At 39.0% G+C, this 17,035-nt stretch carries 18 protein-coding genes and 1 riboswitch; of the genes, 14 read left to right on the forward strand and 4 right to left on the reverse strand.

Annotated features, from left to right (window positions below):
* Positions 1 to 142 precede the first annotated feature (142 nt).
* The 7 genes from V6670_RS08980 (at position 143) to V6670_RS09010 (ending at position 5,018) form a co-directional block, all read left to right on the forward strand.
* Complete coding sequence (locus V6670_RS08980; protein ID WP_338653727.1) at positions 143 to 298, forward strand: transcriptional regulator; 156 nt, start codon at positions 143 to 145, stop codon at positions 296 to 298.
* Between the two features lie 26 nt (positions 299 to 324).
* Positions 325 to 648 carry a multidrug efflux SMR transporter gene (locus tag V6670_RS08985; protein ID WP_338653728.1) on the forward strand — a complete coding sequence of 108 codons (324 nt, stop codon included), beginning with the start codon at positions 325 to 327 and terminating at the stop codon, positions 646 to 648.
* Between the two features lie 12 nt (positions 649 to 660).
* Complete coding sequence (locus V6670_RS08990) at positions 661 to 1,011, forward strand: multidrug efflux SMR transporter (protein WP_036116874.1); 351 nt, start codon at positions 661 to 663, stop codon at positions 1,009 to 1,011.
* Between the two features lie 204 nt (positions 1,012 to 1,215).
* Positions 1,216 to 1,485 (forward strand): hypothetical protein, encoded by a 270-nt coding sequence (locus tag V6670_RS08995; protein WP_338653729.1) that lies wholly within the window; start codon positions 1,216 to 1,218, stop codon positions 1,483 to 1,485.
* A 19-nt stretch (positions 1,486 to 1,504) separates the two neighbouring features.
* Complete coding sequence (locus V6670_RS09000) at positions 1,505 to 2,164, forward strand: HAD family hydrolase (protein WP_338653731.1); 660 nt, start codon at positions 1,505 to 1,507, stop codon at positions 2,162 to 2,164.
* 150 nt (positions 2,165 to 2,314) lie between these two features.
* Positions 2,315 to 2,746, forward strand: coding sequence for a hypothetical protein (locus V6670_RS09005; protein WP_036116879.1), 432 nt, complete (start codon positions 2,315 to 2,317; stop codon positions 2,744 to 2,746).
* A 79-nt stretch (positions 2,747 to 2,825) separates the two neighbouring features.
* Complete coding sequence (locus V6670_RS09010; RefSeq protein ID WP_338653734.1) at positions 2,826 to 5,018, forward strand: YheC/YheD family protein; 2,193 nt, start codon at positions 2,826 to 2,828, stop codon at positions 5,016 to 5,018.
* A gap of 188 nt (positions 5,019 to 5,206) precedes the next feature.
* Here V6670_RS09010 and V6670_RS09015 read toward each other — a convergent pair whose 3' ends face one another.
* Positions 5,207 to 6,418 carry an ATP-grasp domain-containing protein gene (locus V6670_RS09015; protein WP_338653736.1) on the reverse strand — a complete coding sequence of 404 codons (1,212 nt, stop codon included), beginning with the start codon at positions 6,416 to 6,418 and terminating at the stop codon, positions 5,207 to 5,209.
* A gap of 155 nt (positions 6,419 to 6,573) precedes the next feature.
* Here V6670_RS09015 and murF (V6670_RS09020) point away from each other — a divergent pair, with 155 nt between their 5' ends.
* Together murF (V6670_RS09020) and murF (V6670_RS09025) are read left to right on the forward strand one after the other, a co-directional pair.
* On the forward strand, positions 6,574 to 7,953 hold the full coding sequence (murF, locus tag V6670_RS09020; protein WP_338653737.1) for a UDP-N-acetylmuramoyl-tripeptide--D-alanyl-D-alanine ligase: 1,380 nt from the start codon (positions 6,574 to 6,576) through the stop codon (positions 7,951 to 7,953).
* Between the two features lie 146 nt (positions 7,954 to 8,099).
* Entirely contained in the window at positions 8,100 to 9,488 is a 1,389-nt protein-coding gene (gene murF / locus V6670_RS09025) for a UDP-N-acetylmuramoyl-tripeptide--D-alanyl-D-alanine ligase (RefSeq protein WP_338653738.1), read from the forward strand.
* Positions 9,489 to 9,530: 42 nt separating this feature from the next.
* On the opposite strand, the gene V6670_RS09030 is transcribed toward murF (V6670_RS09025), so the two are convergent.
* The 3 genes from V6670_RS09030 to V6670_RS09040 all read right to left on the reverse strand — a co-directional run bounded on the left by V6670_RS09030 (position 9,531) and on the right by V6670_RS09040 (position 12,857).
* Positions 9,531 to 10,886 carry an NlpC/P60 family protein gene (locus V6670_RS09030; RefSeq protein ID WP_141903083.1) on the reverse strand — a complete coding sequence of 452 codons (1,356 nt, stop codon included), beginning with the start codon at positions 10,884 to 10,886 and terminating at the stop codon, positions 9,531 to 9,533.
* Between the two features lie 242 nt (positions 10,887 to 11,128).
* Positions 11,129 to 11,494 carry a VOC family protein gene (locus V6670_RS09035; protein ID WP_141903084.1) on the reverse strand — a complete coding sequence of 122 codons (366 nt, stop codon included), beginning with the start codon at positions 11,492 to 11,494 and terminating at the stop codon, positions 11,129 to 11,131.
* An 817-nt stretch (positions 11,495 to 12,311) separates the two neighbouring features.
* Positions 12,312 to 12,857, reverse strand: a complete 546-nt coding sequence (locus V6670_RS09040; protein WP_338653741.1) for a hypothetical protein — start codon at positions 12,855 to 12,857, stop codon at positions 12,312 to 12,314.
* Between the two features lie 162 nt (positions 12,858 to 13,019).
* Positions 13,020 to 13,212: riboswitch (cobalamin riboswitch) on the forward strand.
* Positions 13,213 to 13,241: 29 nt separating this feature from the next.
* Between V6670_RS09040 and V6670_RS09045 the strand changes: the two genes are divergently transcribed.
* The 5 genes from V6670_RS09045 to V6670_RS09065 all read left to right on the forward strand — a co-directional run bounded on the left by V6670_RS09045 (position 13,242) and on the right by V6670_RS09065 (position 16,924).
* Positions 13,242 to 13,364 (forward strand): hypothetical protein, encoded by a 123-nt coding sequence (locus V6670_RS09045; RefSeq protein ID WP_338653742.1) that lies wholly within the window; start codon positions 13,242 to 13,244, stop codon positions 13,362 to 13,364.
* A 63-nt stretch (positions 13,365 to 13,427) separates the two neighbouring features.
* Positions 13,428 to 13,604 carry a hypothetical protein gene (locus V6670_RS09050; protein WP_170829809.1) on the forward strand — a complete coding sequence of 59 codons (177 nt, stop codon included), beginning with the start codon at positions 13,428 to 13,430 and terminating at the stop codon, positions 13,602 to 13,604.
* An 87-nt stretch (positions 13,605 to 13,691) separates the two neighbouring features.
* Positions 13,692 to 14,336, forward strand: a complete 645-nt coding sequence (locus V6670_RS09055; RefSeq protein WP_338653743.1) for a TetR/AcrR family transcriptional regulator — start codon at positions 13,692 to 13,694, stop codon at positions 14,334 to 14,336.
* A 16-nt stretch (positions 14,337 to 14,352) separates the two neighbouring features.
* A complete protein-coding gene (locus V6670_RS09060; RefSeq protein WP_338653744.1) occupies positions 14,353 to 15,372 on the forward strand; it encodes a 2,3-butanediol dehydrogenase in 1,020 nt (339 codons plus the stop codon).
* A gap of 190 nt (positions 15,373 to 15,562) precedes the next feature.
* Positions 15,563 to 16,924, forward strand: coding sequence for a PepSY domain-containing protein (locus tag V6670_RS09065; protein ID WP_338653746.1), 1,362 nt, complete (start codon positions 15,563 to 15,565; stop codon positions 16,922 to 16,924).
* Positions 16,925 to 17,035: the final 111 nt, after the last annotated feature.

Consider the following 17,035-nt stretch of genomic DNA (forward strand, 5'->3'; position numbering starts at 1 on the left):
ATCCTATTTTCGTTAGCTAATAGTAAAAAAATAGCAAGAATTGCATACTGTGTGATCGTGTTGAGCTTGATAGCTAATGCATTCCATACCTATTTCCCCTATCTGATGATGCAACAGCTTAGGAAGTGAGAACATAACCATAATGATTCTCTTAGATTGTATGCAAGCGGATCGTAAAACGCAGCTAAGTGAGCTGGCAGAGAAGATGGTCAATCTCTCTAATTTAAAAACGGGTAAGGTAATACGGTTTGTAAAGCGCAATATATTGGAGTATGTAGAGGAAGAAGATGACAGATAGAAGTGAACTAGAAAGGATTTTCAAGAATGATGGTTTTTAGTTTTTTATTGATCGCCATTGTAGCAGAGGTTTTTGCAAGCTCCATGCTAAAGCGCACAGAAGGTTTCACGCGCATTTGGCCATCTGTTGGTGTAGTGGTTGGCTACGCAGCGGCATTTTATTGTTTAGCCTTGACATTACAGGTTATCCCTATCGGCACAGCCTATGTCATATGGGCAGGTTTAGGGACAGCGTTAACGGCTATTGTCGGGGTTGTCCTTTATAAGGAACAATTTAATCGCAAGAAGGTCATCGGGATTCTATGTATTATTTTGGGTGTCGTAGTACTCAATCTTGCAGGTGGACATTAGGAGGCGAACAGCATGAAGGGCTATTTATTTTTAACATTATCGATTATAAGTGAGGTTTTTGCGACAACCATGCTCAAGCTTTCTGAAGGCTTCACCGTGCTAGGTCCCTCTTTAGCGGTGGCACTTGGCTATGGCATTTCATTTTATAGCTTATCCTTATGTCTAAAAACATTGCCATTAAGCCTAGCCTACGCTATTTGGTCAGGTGTTGGGACAGCTTTAACCGTTCTCGTAGGTATGATTATTTGGCACGATATGTTTAATCTCTACTCTGCACTTGGCATAGCCCTCATTATCGGCGGCGTGATTTTGTTAAATCAAGGGGATAAACGTGACAAGGTGATGGATAGTTTGCAGGAGTAGATGGTTAGAGTTGCGAAAGAGATGGATAGAGTTATAAAAGTACTGGATAGCAGGAAAAGAAGGATAGAGTTGTAAAAAAAGGTGGATAGAACAGCGAAAGCGGTGGATAGAAATGCAAAAGCAACGGATAGAACAGCAAAAGAGATGGATAGAGTTATAAAAATACTGGATTGAAGGAAAAGAAGGATAGAGTTGTAAAAAAAGGTGGATAGAACAGCAAAAGCGGTGGATAGAAATGCAAAAGCAACGGATAGAACAGCAAAAGAGATGGATAGAGTTACAAAAGTACTGGATTGCAGGAAAAGAAGGATAGAGTTGCAAAAAAAGGTGGATAGAACAGCGAAAGCGGTGGATAGAAATGCAAAAGCAATGGATAGAACAGCAAAAGTGGTGGATAGAAATACAAAAGCAACGGATAGAACAGTAAAAGCAGAGGATAACATGCTGTATAGAAGTACGATAGCGTTGGATTAGTTCAAAGGGGGAAAGTAGGATGTTGAAAGCGATTATTTTTGATTTTGACGGTACGATTATTGATACAGAAACGGCGTGGTATACCGTTTTCAAGGAGGCCTATGCTCATTATGGTGTTGCGTTATCGTTGGAAATGTATGCAAAATGCCTTGGTACAAATCTTCAAGCTTTTAATCCTTATACATATCTTGTTACACATCATCATATCAAATTGGATGTGGAGGCATTTCGAGCATCTATTCAACAAAGTCATGCACAATTAATGGAAAAGGAAACGCTCAGACCGGGTATATTAACACTGCTGCAGCAAGCAAAGGAAGCGGGTTTACAAATTGGTCTTGCTAGTAGCTCGAGTCGTCAATGGATTGATCAGTATGTTGATAAGCTTAGCATTCGAGATTTTTTTGGTTGCTATTGTACCGCGGACACAGTGACAAATGTTAAGCCTGATCCAGAGCTATACTTGCAGGCGCTTGAACATTTAGGTGTAAAGGGCAAGGAAGCGATAGCGATTGAGGATTCACCGAATGGCGCACAAGCAGCTGTGGCGGCGGGCCTTTATACAGTGGTTATCCCAAATGCTATTACGAAGCAATTACCATTCGGCACAGGGCATCATACAATGGATACATTAGAACCGAATAATGTACAAGAACTGCTGACACGTTTCTCTCAATGATCTCATGAAGAAAGCCTCTCCATTCTATGGTAGAGGTTTTTTTAGTTTCTGTGTGAAAAAGTCGTCATATTTTTTGTCGCTACATATTATAACGAGAGGGCAACTTACATGGACCAACAGACATATTCAAACTAGAGAGGGGGCTACAATTTGAATAGTGAGAAGAAAAGAAATCACTTTTTATGCGAAGCTTTAAGTGATTTGAAGGATCTTCAGGATATTATGATGAATTTTCATTCTAAATATTTCGGTCAGCTACTTGTCAAAATAGTCGGTAGTGATACGATTCCATTTTTTTTAATTACACATAGTGGCGCTCATTTAAGGTTAATGGATACAGTGAAACAATTTGAAACGGAGTATTTCCGTATCGAGGCGATTGATAAAGAGCGTTGCCGTGGCACAGTGTCGTTGTTGCGCGCTTTTGATTATGAAGGAAATGATACCAATTCGATTGCTGACGTGGTGAGGTTAGAAAAAACAAGTACGCACAAATCGATTGAACTTAGTGGGATATCGGCGATTCAGCTCTTAAAGCCAGACATGTTGAAGGGGAAATTTATCATTGAGCCTAAATGGTAGCGCCATATTAAACTACTAAAGCTAGAGCATCTGTCTATATGTGAGGGATACAAAGTGAATGTAATAGAGAGAGAATCTAATGAAAGGAAGTTTAACTATGACGATTATTGGTATGCTGCATCATCGACTTGATCCAACTACAGTTCTCAAGTCATATGCCTATGCAGCAGTTGCGAAAGCAGAAGGGGCACAGTTTTTTTACTTCACCCCTAAAAGTGTTGACTTTGCCAAACGCTCCATTCAAGCAAAGGTCTATGAGAATGGCGAGTGGCAGGAAAAAACGATGCCCTTTCCTGATGTGATCTATAATGCGGGGAGCCCAGAGAAATTATCTGTTTCTAAAGATATTATCGATCGTTTAAAAGAAGAGATTCCATTTACGACCTATTCGATAGGGAATAAATGGAATGTCATGAAGCGATTGAAGGAAGCAAAGGAATTTGAACAGTATTTGATTCCATCGGAAATTGTAAAGGATGTCGATTTATTTCACAAGTTCATTAATTATTATAAACGGGTTGTCTTCAAGCCGATTGATGGACGTAAGGGGAAGGGCATTTATTTTATTACGAAGGCGGGAACTAAGCATTTCGAGGTTCGAAAGGATAGCACCAATACGGTTTATTCAAAGCCTCAATTAGATGCATTGATAAAGGAGCAGCTTGCGTCTGGTACGTTTATTATGCAGCCCTATATTCAATCGGTCACAAAGTCGGGTCAGGTTTATGATTTCCGTTTGCATGTTCAGAAAAATGGTGAAGGGAAATGGGTAGTGACGACAGTGTACCCACGAATTGCACCAAATGGTTCCATCATACCGAATATTAATAATGGGGGCTATACGAATTATTTAGATCCATTTTTAGAACAGGAATTTAAGGAAGAGGCTTATAATATTCGGCGAATGCTTGAGCATTTCTCCTTAGCGCTAGCTCATCACCTGGATGAAATTCAAATGGTGAAGTTTGGGGAAGTGATTGATGAAATTGGGATTGATGTTGGCCTAGATCAGCAGCAAAAAATTTGGATGTATGAGGTCAATTGGCGACCAGGCTGTCCTCCTGCCTTTTACTTGGAGCTAGATGTGGTCATTCATTCCATCCGCTATGCGATGTATCTTGCGAAAAATCAAAAACCTCTAAAAAAGAAAATTGTCCAACAAAAAAGTAAGCAACAGGCTGACAAGAAAAACTTGCCGATTATTGCCATTACGGGAAGTGCAGGCAAAACAACAACAAAGGCATTTGTCGGCTCGATTTTATCGAAAAAGTGGAATGTTTTTGAGTCGAAGGATTATTGGAATACGACTGAGCATACGAAAAAGCATAAGGAAGAAATCAATGATACACATCAGGCTGTCGTATTAGAGTATGGTATGGCCTACCCAGGTATTATTACCAACCACTGTAGCATAATTCAGCCGAATATTAGTATTGTAACGAATATTGGCTTAGCGCATGTAGGGAACTTTGATGGGGATGTAAGAGGCGTTGCCAAGGCGAAGTCCGAATTGATTCATGGTATGGATCAACAAGGCTTACTTATTGTCAATCAAGATGATGACAATTCCAGATACTTAGAGACAGAGCAATTTAAAGGGAAAATCTTGACGGTGGGCATTAAAAAAGAAGCCGATTACCGTGCCTATGATCTGCAGTATAAAGATATTGGCATGTCCTTTAAAATGAAGCTACATGGGGAAGAAATCGAAATGTATATTCCAATTTTAGGGGAACACCATGTTTACAATGCGCTCAATGCAGTGGCAGTGGCAGATATTTTAGGGTTCACGCCCTTTGAAATTCAGGCGGGGCTCAACTTTAAAAAACCACCAAGACGTTTAACGATCTATAACTTGCGTGATGATATTACGGTCATTGATGATACGGTTCACTCTCATCCACAAGGGGTTCGAGCTGCGATTGATGTACTAACGAATATCGCGAAGGAACGGAAAGTAGCGATTATTGGACAAATGCGAGAGCTCGGCGTCTTGAGGGAGGAAGAATATAAAAAGGTTGGGGAGTACATTTACGAGGTAGACATTGATGAATTCATTACCTATGGCTTTAGGACGGAAGAAATGAGCAATGCCGCCATTGCGAAGGGCATGGACCCATCCAAGGTACATCATTTTATCAATAAAGACGAATTGCATGTCCTACTAGAAACATTGGTAGAGCCTCATGATACCATTCTTGTAAAAGGTGCTAGTAAAACGAATATGTTTGAAACTGTGAAATTTTTAGACGAAACGTTTAAGGAAGAATGAAGTATGCTCTGATGTAATTGCCGCTGACGCTTCGCTTCCGTGCAGATACAATAATGCGTCCAACTTCATATTGAATAATGAACAGACCTGCATCGTGCAGGTCTCTCTTTCATGATATCTGTCAAATCAAGATAAAAAAGCCCGAGTAACTGTCCACTGGCAAGCGGCAATTATTCGGGATATTTTTTTCAAACTCTCAAAATAAATTTAATTTCTTTTGCTGCATTTGTTGCATGATTTCTAGCTTCCCTCAATGTTGACCCTTCTGCAATTACATAAGCATAACGGTGTCCCATCGATAAAGGTGGCATTAGCAGTGTCCCTTTTCTCGGTTTGACATACACTTCTACAACACCTGTTGATCTTGTCGCTCTTGCCTTGCCAATCACCTTCTCTAAAATGCCTTTACTTTCCACAATAACATATTTTGTATAAACAAATTTTTTATGTCTTGGCTCGAGATTAGGCTGTTCACCAAGTAATAGTTTCAATGTTTCTTCCACTAAACTAAATCCTAGCGCTGCCTGTAGCATATTGTTCATGGCACCACCAGAAATCCGTGGATTTATTTCGATAAGCTTCCAACCATTTTGCGTTAATCGAAGCTCTAAATGGAGTGCTCCATTTTCGATATCAAAGGCCTTCACAATAGAATGGAGTATCTCTTCGATTCCTGATTGGATGTCTGACGGAGCTTTAACTAAAACACCGTAGCCTGTAATAATAAATCGTTTTCCTTGCGTAATTTCCTGCTCAATAATGCCAATGACATGTGGTTGTCGTTGGTACACAACCGCTTCTACTAAATATTGTGGACCATCCAAATATTCTTCGATCATGATGGATTCGTAGGGGTTTTTACTGCGTAATGCTTTGAGGTGATCATTAAATTGCTCTGCATTTGTTGCTAATAATACATCTTTTGAACCTGTTGATTTTGGTGATTTCACGATTAATGGAAAGGTCAAATTTTTAGCAATAGGTTCCTGGGGCTTCAGAAGCGAAAACTTTGGTGAGTATGGTTGGTCTTTTAAAAAATTTCTTGTTTTCTCTTTATCCTCCATCATTTCAATAGCAGTGGAGGATGCATAGTTATGACAAAATTCATCACATAGCATAGAAGCAACATGGACAAATGGATCAACAAAACTAACGATACTTTTAATCTCTAATCCGGTTTTTCCTAGTTTATCAATTTCCTCTTTCATTCTCTCTATATTCAAAGTATCAATGAGTATCATTTTGTGGATGTCGGGGTAGGCACGTCGCTGCTGAAGTTGTTTTTCATTATTTGTGAAAAGTACTGTGAAGTAGCCTAGTTTTTCTGCTGCTCTTGTTGCTTCACGACTAGACCCGGATTTGTTTGTACCGATAAATACAATGGCTTTCAGGTATATCACTCCTTCTATTGGTACTTAGATACTTAATCACCTTTATATATATGCAGTGAAATAGTTTTCTTCTAGTTATGTATCTTGTCTACATCCAGGCAACTTTTAAGAGGTTACATATACTAGAAAAGAAAGGAGGGAGAAAAGATATGAAGCCTCTTTCGGTGAAAAATTTAGCAATGATTACGGCAGGCTATCTAGTGCAAGGGTCAGAGGATGTACTGATTCAGCATGGGGCTTATCGATTAAAACAAGTGAAAAAGTCCAATACGGCACTATTTACAAGTAAGCGCATTGTGAATTGGAAAAGTCTTGAGCCACTTTCTCCTCTAGTGCTAGTGACCGATAGAGCTTATCGGCCAAATGACATTCCAAACCAAGTCATTATTATACAGGTAGCGAATGCAGAAGAGGCCTATTGGAAATTTGTTCATTTTTATCGCAATCAGTTTCATATTCCGATTGTAGCGATTACAGGTACTTCAGGTAAAACAACGACAAAAGAGATGATTAAACATCTTCTTTCTGCTGATCGGAAAGTGACAGCAACGACATTAAGCAGTAATTCTAGAACCGCTTCATTGCAATATTTATTGGGCATTGAGGAAGAAACAGAGGCAGCCGTCTTTGAAACAGCAGTTGGCTCGCCAGGAGATGTTACGAATGCGGGAAAATATTTTAAACCGACCATAGGGATTATTACTAATATCGGAGCTCACCACTTAAACTATTGCAAAACATTAGAAGGCTATATACAAGCAAAGGGAGAAATGCTAGATATCATTCATCCCAAAGGCACATTAATTATTAATGCGGAAGATATCAATACGCAGAAGCTAGATATTTCTAGATTCCGTGGTCGTTTGCTTAAAGTAGGGAAGCATGAGTCCTGTGATTTTCGAGCAAGTCATATCCACTACTATCAAAAGGGGATGAAATTCGTTCTTCAGCACAATAAAAAAAGCTATGACATTCTTGTGCCAGGATTTGGAGAACATCAGGTCTATAATGCGCTTGCTGCCATCGCAGCCGTCTATGATATGGGAATGCCCATTCCAGTTGCAGCCAAACTTCTCCAATCATTCCGTCAATTGAAAAAACAATTACAACTTTTTGAGGGCATCAATCATTCCATGCTATTGGATGATACCTGGAGTATTACAACCACTTCCTTGGAGGCTGCCTTAAAAGTGTTGAATGAGCTAGGAGATGGCAAGAAAAAGATTGCTGTCATTGGTACGATTACCGACTTAGGTTCATGGGGATATATTATTCACGAGCAAGCGGGGGAATTAATAAAACGCATTGGCGTGGATGTCTTGATTACCATTGGGGAGCATGCAAGGATTATGGCTGATCATGCAGTCAAGTTAGGATTTAGTGAGTCTGTCTATGCATTTAAAAATAGTACACTCGTTTATCCGTTATTGCAGAAGATTGTCGATGAAAATACGATTGTGCTCATAAAGGGAGACATGTATAGCAAACAGGTTTCTAAACTAGCAGCGGAGCTAAAGCTGAAGCCTACTCCACCTGCTGATTAGCCAGCTTCTTACTATATAGGATATTGACTGTGCCACATAGAAGAACATTCTAATAAGGTATAGTAATTGGTCAGAGTATAACACGCTGAATCAAGAGAAGGAGTAAGTCATGTACAAGATTGATAAAGAGAGGAGGCGCAGTACACTTGCAACCCATTAGTGTGCAAAAACTTAGAACCGTTCTACAAGGAAAGCTCATTCATGGATCAGAACAATGGTCTGTGCAGCAGGCCATTTACTATAATCGGCATGACCTAACAAAAAGTCATTCCCTCATGTTTGTTAGTCGAAATGATAAAATCAACTGGCAAGAGGTTGATCGGAAAGGACCATCTTTAATCATCTCCGATAAACCGTCTACAGAATTAAAAAGCGCTTTAGCTAATACAACCGTTTTACAAGTGAAAAGTGTTGCACAGGCCTACTGGACATTTATCGAGTATTATCGTGGTCTTTTTCAAATTCCTGTTGTGGCTTTAACAGGAACTTGTGGTAAAACAACGACAAAAGAGATGCTAAAACATATCGCTAGTAAGCATTGGCAAGTGCAGGCATCCGTTAGCAGTAAAAACGAGCCAAGGCAATCATTGCCTTATTTAACGGGGGTTGAAGAAAAAACACAAGCCGCTATCTTTGAATTAGGTTTAGGCAACACAGGGAATATTAAACATCAGTGTATGATCTATCAACCGACTATTGGTATTATTACAAATATTGGTGTGCATCATTTAGATGGCTGTCTCAACCTAGATGGCTATATAAAGGCCAAGGCAGAAATTGTGGAAGGCATTAAGGAAGATGGTACGTTAATTATTAATGCTGATGATACCAACATCAAAAAAATTTCACTGAAAAAGTTTAAGGGGAAAATTATTAAGTTTGGTTTACATGAGACGGCAGACTTTAAAGCGACGAATGTAGAGTTTGCCAATACGGGCATGAAGTTTACTTTAGAAGTAGATGCTATCACGTACAATGTATTTGTCCCTGGCTACGGTGAGCATCAAGTTTATAATGCATTAGCAGCGATTGCAGCTTGTCGTGAAATGGGGCTGACAATTCGTCAGGCTATAGCTGGGTTACGAACGTTTAAACAGATGGCAAGACATTTAGAATTTACGACAGGGCTTGGTGACAGTACGATTATTGATGATACGTGGACAAATAACCCGACATCTGTAGAGGCAGCCCTAAAAGTGCTAGATACGGTAGGAAAAGAGAAGAAAGTCATTCTCGTTCTAGGAGATATTAAAAGATTAGGTAATTTTGAAGAAAAATACCATCGCGAAATCGGCTCCATGGTAGCAGAAAGAAAGATTGATACATTAATTACCATCGGCAAAAGGGCAGAAAAGATTGCCGATCAAGCTCAAAAAGATGGAACCAGCGCAGAGGTTCATACGTTTAAAGAGGTAACAGGCGTTTTAGAATTATTGAAACCAAAGCTCGATGCAGACACGATTGTTTTAATAAAAGGACCGATGTCGAGTAGATCAATGATTGAATTTGCCAATACGCTTAAAAACTCATCCTAGCAAAAAAGGGTGTCTCAACCTCATTGAGACACCCAACCATTCTTATTTTAAAACACGTCGAGCTGTTACAAAATTCTTTTGTGCCCAAGTGGAAGAAATGTTTTGTTTGACAATACCATTAGTAGTCATACTAATATATTGATTATTTCCTAAATAAATACCAGTTTGCGTGATATCTTGTCCACCATTATTCGTTGAGAAGAACAGTAAATCACCTTTTTGAAGCTGTGATTTTTGGATACGTGTCCCTACTAAAGCTTGCTTACTTGCTAGCTTATCCTTTAAATCAATACCATGCTTTTTAAAGACATAGTACGTAAAACCAGCACTTGTAAAAGTCAGTGCACTTTCGTTGTACGTATAGCCGAATTTTGCTTTGCTTGTTAACCCGGTAGCTGTTGCAATAATTTGATCGGCTGAAGTACTAGCTGAAGGTGCACTTACACTGGGAGATGAGTTGGAATCAGAGAAAACGCGCTTCGCTGTAATATAATGTTCAGTATAATAATCTACAAATAACACTCTTGTCATCACACCGTCTGAATTAGGAATGATGATTCGGTGATCGCCCGCATAAATCCCTACAAGCGAAGGTGTCTTAGAGCCTTTGACACTATTAAAGAAGACTAAATCGCCCTTTCTCAAATTAGCACGAGCCACTGTTGATCCTTGGTTCATTAAATTGCTTAACGTAGTAGCGCCGAGTGTCACGCCACTTTTACGATAGATGAAATCAACAAATGCTGGAGCTGTGAAGCGTAGGCTTGACTCGCTTGTTGAAGTGCCAATCGTTACTTTGTTTTTATACGTCAGGGCATTCTCTACAATTTTATCGCCTTTTGTTGCAGGATTGGCTGATAGTAGGGTAGGCAATACTCTACGTGCAGATACATAGTTTTCTGTATAATACGGCTTACTGTTTAAATCAGAAATGACAATATTTTGTTTGGAATCAGCCATGTGGATGATTTTATTGTCACCGATATACATGCCGACATGATCGGGGTCAGTCCCTGTTTTTTTACTTTTAAAGAACACTAAATCGCCTTTTTGTAATTGGTTCCTTGCTACATATGTCCCTTGCTGAATCATATAATTTTCATTATATGTACCAAGGTCTACACCATTTTTCTCAAAGATGTACATTAAAAATGAAGCACAAGAAAATTTATATGGATATGTAGACTTGTAAACCGAATTGCTATATGTCGCTTGACCCATTAAGCTTTTCCCTGTCTGAATGAGTTGATCTGCTTTCGCTGCAACAGCCTGCGCATTGTTTTGAGCATTTGTTGTAGCAGCCTCGACCTGTATCGGCTGGATGGCTGTGTGCACCATTCCGAATGAACTGAAGCCAATTGTTAAGGCAAGTGTTGTAGATAAAAATCGTTTATTCATGTTGTTATAACCTCCTGAAGCATCTAGTAGAATTTCTCCTGTATAGCTTTGCCATGGAAATAATCGTAGCATGAAAATATAGGGCTTCCGGGAGGTAAATGTTACCAGGGTAACTAGAGGGAGGGCTTCAACACTTGCTATAAAAGGCTTTATCAAGGGAATTTACAGTTTTATTACAAATGTTTCAGCAAGATGTAATATGGAACAGTTCCATGAAAAAACTGCCCTAATAGCAGGGCAGTTTATCTTAATTTTTGAATCATTTCTACGCGATTACCAAACGGATCTCGAAATTCAAATCGCTCATAATGAGGGATTGGCACAGAATCTAGTATGTCTAATTGATGTTCTGCTAGTTTCCTCTTCCAGTACTCAATATCTTCTACTTGATACGCAATATGCGCCTTTGTTGCCAAGCGATCAAAGCCATCTTCCGTGCCCACATGAACCTCCTGCTGTCCAAGCTGTAACCAGAATCCGCCTCGACCCTTCAGCGACTCAGGCTTCTCCAATTCCTGCAAACCTAAAACCTGACAATAAAAAGCTTTCCCCTGCTCCTCTGATCCTTGTGGAATGGTAATTTGCACATGATGTAAACCGATAATCATCTCATAATGCCCCCTTTTTCTTTAAGTATAGTTTAATTTTTGAATATTTAAAATGTTGGCGGATAGCAATGGGAAAGTGATGGATAGCACCTTGAAAGTGGTGGATAACTTCTCAAAAGAGGTGGATAGCACGTTCGAAGAGAAGGATAACCTATAAAAAGAGGTGGATAGAACTCCCGAAGAGAAGGATAACCCTCAAACAGGAGGATAGAACCTTCGAAGAGAAGGATAACCTATCAAAAGAAGTGGATAAAATCTGCAAAGAGAAGGATAGCCCATCAAAAGAGGTGGATAGAACCCCTGAAGAAAAGGATAACCCTCAAACAGGAGGATAGAATCTTCGAAGAGAAGGATAACCCATCAAAAGTAGTGGATAGAGCCTACAAAGAGAAGGATAACCTTCAAACTGGTGGATAGAACTCCCGAAGAGAAGGATAATCTTCAAACAGGAGGATAGCACGTTCGAAGAGAAGGATAACCTATCAAAAGAAGTGGATAAAACCTGCAAAGAGAGGGATAACCCATCAAAAGTAGTGGATAAAAACTTCAAAGAGAAGGATAACCCTCAAACAGGAGGATAGAATCTTCGAAGAGAAGGATAACCCATCAAAAGAAGTGGATAAAATCTGCAAAGAGAAGGATAACCTTCAAACAGGAGGATAGCACCTTCTAAGTGCAGGATAACCTATCAAAAGAAGTGGATAAAATCTGCAAAGAGAAGGATAACCCTCAAAGTATGGATAGAAAACTCAAAAAAGGGGGATAGAGCCCCCCAAAAAGCAAAGGATAGTCACTCATACAACACCTACATATTCGCTTATTCTTCAGCTCCAAAAAGATTCAAATTATACTTTTCTGAAAGGGATATGATAGTATTCCATGATTTATTTAGTTCCTGTAAAGATTGCTCATACTCTTCTTTAGCATTTACTCTATCAATTTGGTATGTTGCATCGACTAATCTAATAGTTGGGAAGTCATGAGAGCTTTTTTTTTCTTTAAAGTCAATTATCGCATTATAGAGTTCTTTTTCTTCTGGGGAGCTTGTTTTAGGTTTGAAATCTATTTTATTATGTGAATAGTCTATTGCATCTTCATAATATGCTTGCTGCTGTGAGAGTGCTTTTTTTATTCCATCGCTGGAGTGGGCCATTGAATATGTTTGTGATTCATATAAATTATTCAAGTTATTTATATTATTTTCTTCTATGTTTTTATATTTCGCTTCTACTTGAATATAGTCTTTTAAATCAGCGATAAATTGATCATCGAAGCCGGTCTCATTTTCTTTACTACAGCCAGATAAAAGTAAGATAAAGACTAAACTTTTCAATAGTAGTATTGCGGTCTTATTGCGTTTCATATGTATTCCTCCTGAAATCTATGTTTCTTTATATGGTAACATAGTAATAAAATAGAAGAAAGTTAAGTGTAAATGGAAGTGCCAATCAAGTCATTACATCTATCACAGTATTTTATGGATATCGGGTCTGTGCATACAAATCTTTATGGTATAATAATAAAAACGGAATAATAGGATAGAGGTACAAATCCGATTTTAGGATTTGTTTAAAAGGGAAGATCGGTGTAATTCCGACGCTGTCCCGCAACTGTAAATGGGAGCACTTTTCAAAAGGCCACTGTTACGTGTCGTAATGGGAAGGTGAAAGGTGTGATGAACATAAGCCAGGAGACCTGCCTTTATCTAGTACAGCCAAAAAACCTACGCGGATAGGGGGTGTTGAGTGTGACTAGAGAAATTCTCCTGCATGCTCATAGTACGATGACTGCTAAAAAGGTAGCTTCTATGTTTAATAGAAAGCTTATTTCCAATTGGCAATCACCGTATTATGTCATGTATTTGTCATAGTAGACATCTTTCTAATAAGAGAAAGATGTCTTTTTTATGTAAAACATTAAAGGAGCGGTCCACATGAATCCACAAGTTGTTGAGTATTATGAGAGCCTATTAAAAATTGAAATTATGCAAGAGCCTTATGCTGCAAAGCCTCTAAAGGAGCTTGTTGAACAATATGTTGGGCATGATGCTGCACATGAGCAATCCATTTTAGCAGCGTATACCAATGTTTTAAAAGAATTACTTGGATAGAATGGTTTTGGCTACTTCGTTTTTCGAAGTAGCCATTTTTAATAAGCGCATGCTTTGACAATTAGTACGAGGAGGCGTAAAATTTCGTTGAACAATTGTTTTGAACGTTTGTTCAAAAAAGAGGTGAGTACAGTCGATCAGAAAGAAAACGTATCAAAAGAAAAAAATAAAGAGGTAAAGGATCAAATTTTACAGGCTGCGAAATCGTTGTTTTCGTCCAGAGGCTATGATGGGACGACGGTGAGACAAATTTGTGATGAGGCAAATGTGTCACTTGCGCTTGTTTCCTATCATTTTGGTGGCAAAGAAAATGTATTTAATGCATTATTTGAACCGCTACGCCATACCTTTATGAATGCCCATTATGATATCCATGATTCACTTGGTGCACTTCGTAGCTTTTGCCGAAACTTTGTGCTTTATCGCATTCATGAGCATGAATTAATTGATATTTTACAGCAAGAGATTGTTATGAATAGTCCGAGGTTAGAGATGCTTAAAGATGTTTTTTTACCTTCCTGGGAGCAACTTCGGACGATTTTATTAGCTTGTCAGGGGCAGCAGACCATTCGCTTTGAGTCGCTTGATGTTGCGCTGAACTTTATTATGGGGACGTTAATGTACTCCTTGAACAATCCATTTTTAAATCGTTCTTCCTTACAATCAACACCTGAACAAATTGCAGAACATGCAGTCAACTTTGTGTTACACGGTCTTCAAACTAAATCATAAAAAGAAGGTAATTCTAATGAAAGCAGCAAAATTTTACGGTATTCAAGATATTCGAGTAGAGGAAGCACAATTGCCAGCACTAGAACTAGGTATGGTAAAAGTAAAAGTCGCATTTGCAGGAATTTGTGGTAGTGATTTACATGAATATGTAGGGGGTGCCTATGCATTTCGTACACAACCTGTATTAGGTCATGAATTTGCAGGTGTTGTTGTAGAGGTCGCAGCAGGCGTTACTCAAATAAAAATAGGGGATCGTGTAGCAGTGGAGCCACCGATTCCTTGTGGTAAATGTGATAATTGTCGACGTGGGTATACTAACTTATGTAAACGTGGACAATCCTATGGCTATACCATTTCAGGTGGATTTGCTGAATATGCTATTGTGCAGGAAGAAAATATTCACCACCTTCCGGATGACATGAGCCTAGAGCTAGGCGCACTTGTTGAACCTACAGCAGTAGCCGTTCATGCAGTGCGTCAAAGTCAATTAAAGCTGGGCGATACAGCAGCTATTTTTGGCGCAGGTCCTATTGGTTTATTAGTCTTACAGGCTGTGAAGGCAGCGGGGGCAAGTGAGATTTTTGTCGTGGAGGTTTCTGATGAACGACGCCAAAAAGCACTTGAATTAGGTGCGACCTATGTCATCAATCCAATTGACACAGATGCTGTCGCGTTTATTCGTGAAAAAACAAATGGTGGGGTGGATGTTGCGTATGATGCAGCAGGTGTGCAGGCAACCTTTACAAGTGGTGTCAGTGCGGTTCATCCAGGCGGCGAATTTAAAATCGTTAGCGTCTGGGAAAGACCAGTAGAATTTAATCCAAATGCGGTCGTTTCTCCGGAAGTGAAAATTAGTGGCTCCTTTGCTTATGTTAATATTTTCCCCGAAGTAATTCGTCTACTCGCTCGTGGGGTCATTGATGGTCAAGCTGTTATGACAAGCCAAATCGCTTTAGAGGATATTGTGGAAAAAGGTTTTGAAGCATTAACGAAAGACCGTAGTCAATGTAAAATTCTTGTCAATATGAATCTATAAATCTTACTGAAACTCGTAGCCAAACTTGCGTTAAAACAGGTTTGGCTATCATTATTTTTGGTCTATTAAATAGCATAATACCAATTGGATTACATTTATTTGTCATAAAACTGTCTTTAGGACTTCATTCATATTTCACTTTTACTTTATATAATAAATTTGCTATTTATAAATAGAATGGAGATCAAATATGAAAAATCTGCTTTATTCAAGGTTTTGGCGATTGCATTTTTTCGCAGCACTTTTTATTACACCATTACTGCTGTCTCTCACATTAAGCGGGATTGGCTATTTATTTTTCACAGATGTAGAAAATCGATTATATGATGATTACTTCTTTGGCGAAAGCCATAAAGAAGAGGTTTTAACGATTGATGAAGCCGTGGAAAAAGCGGAAGCGGCATTTGCAGGCTACTCCACTACGAAAGTCATTATGCTGGAAGAGCCTTATAATACGCGTTTAACTTTATCAAATGGCAAAGAACAGAAGTACGTATTTTTAGATGATCACAATCAAATGGTTGGTAGTCAGGATGCGAATTATACATTTTCTAATATTATGAGAAATACACACAGCTCCCTATTTATTGGCGGTACCTTTGTCAATTATTTAGTGGAACTGGCGGCATGCTGGACGATCTTTTTATTATTGTCAGGACTTTATATGACATTTAAAGGAAATCTTTTGAAGAAGCCAAAGACAGAGAATAAACGACAAAAAAGTAAGAGATTGCATGCACTCATTGGGACAATCATTACAATTCCAATGGTGCTGTTTATTTCTACAGGGCTATTATGGTCTGCTTTTCAAGGTTCGATTCTTGTGAATATAGCTTCAGAAAGTCCAACTTTTGGTTACCCATTATTACAGCAAAAGCCACCAACATCGGATGTCTCTGAAATTCCATGGGCCACTCGACAATTAGAGGCGCCTACATCAGAAGGTGAACATGCGCAGCATCATGGAGGCGGAGCTGTCCGTTATACAAATGACAGCCAAATTTCGATTGCTGATCTTGAAAAAGAAATCAATGCCATGAATATCGCAAAACCTTATTCGATTATTTACCCGTCAAATGAGGAGGGCGTATATACAGTGGCGAAGGCGAGTAATTCAGGTGTAACAGGTCTGGATGTGAAGCCTTCAGCAGAAGCAACGATGTATTTCGATCAATATAGTGGGAAGTTTATCGATCAAGTAAATTATGATGATTATGGCATGTTGGCTAAATTCTTTACATGGGGCATTCCTTTACATGAAGGTCACTTATTTGGCTGGCCTAATAAGATTCTAAACTTAGTGGTTTGTCTAGCCTTTTTAGCCGTCATTATGTGGGGCATTCGCACATGGATTTTACGTAGAAAAAAAGGGGAGCTTTCTGCACCGCCGCAAATTTCTCATAAAATGTCCATGCCGTTTATCATTTTCCTTGTTATTTTAGGCATTATAATGCCGTTGTTTGGCGCCTCCTTGATCGCTGTCGTATTGATGGAGCTCATCGTTATAGGCTGGCAAACAAAGAAGAAATTAAGAGCAGAAGAAACTAAATAATGCGAATGGATACGGTACAACAGGATTGTGCCGTATCTTTTTTGTTTATTTCGTTTATATGAACGCAATACTATACTGAAGCTGCAAAAATGTTTATAGATTTTTCAGCCC

This window comes from Lysinibacillus sp. Y5S-8 (assembly GCF_036894365.1).
Classification (GTDB): domain Bacteria; phylum Bacillota; class Bacilli; order Bacillales_A; family Planococcaceae; genus Lysinibacillus; species Lysinibacillus fusiformis_D.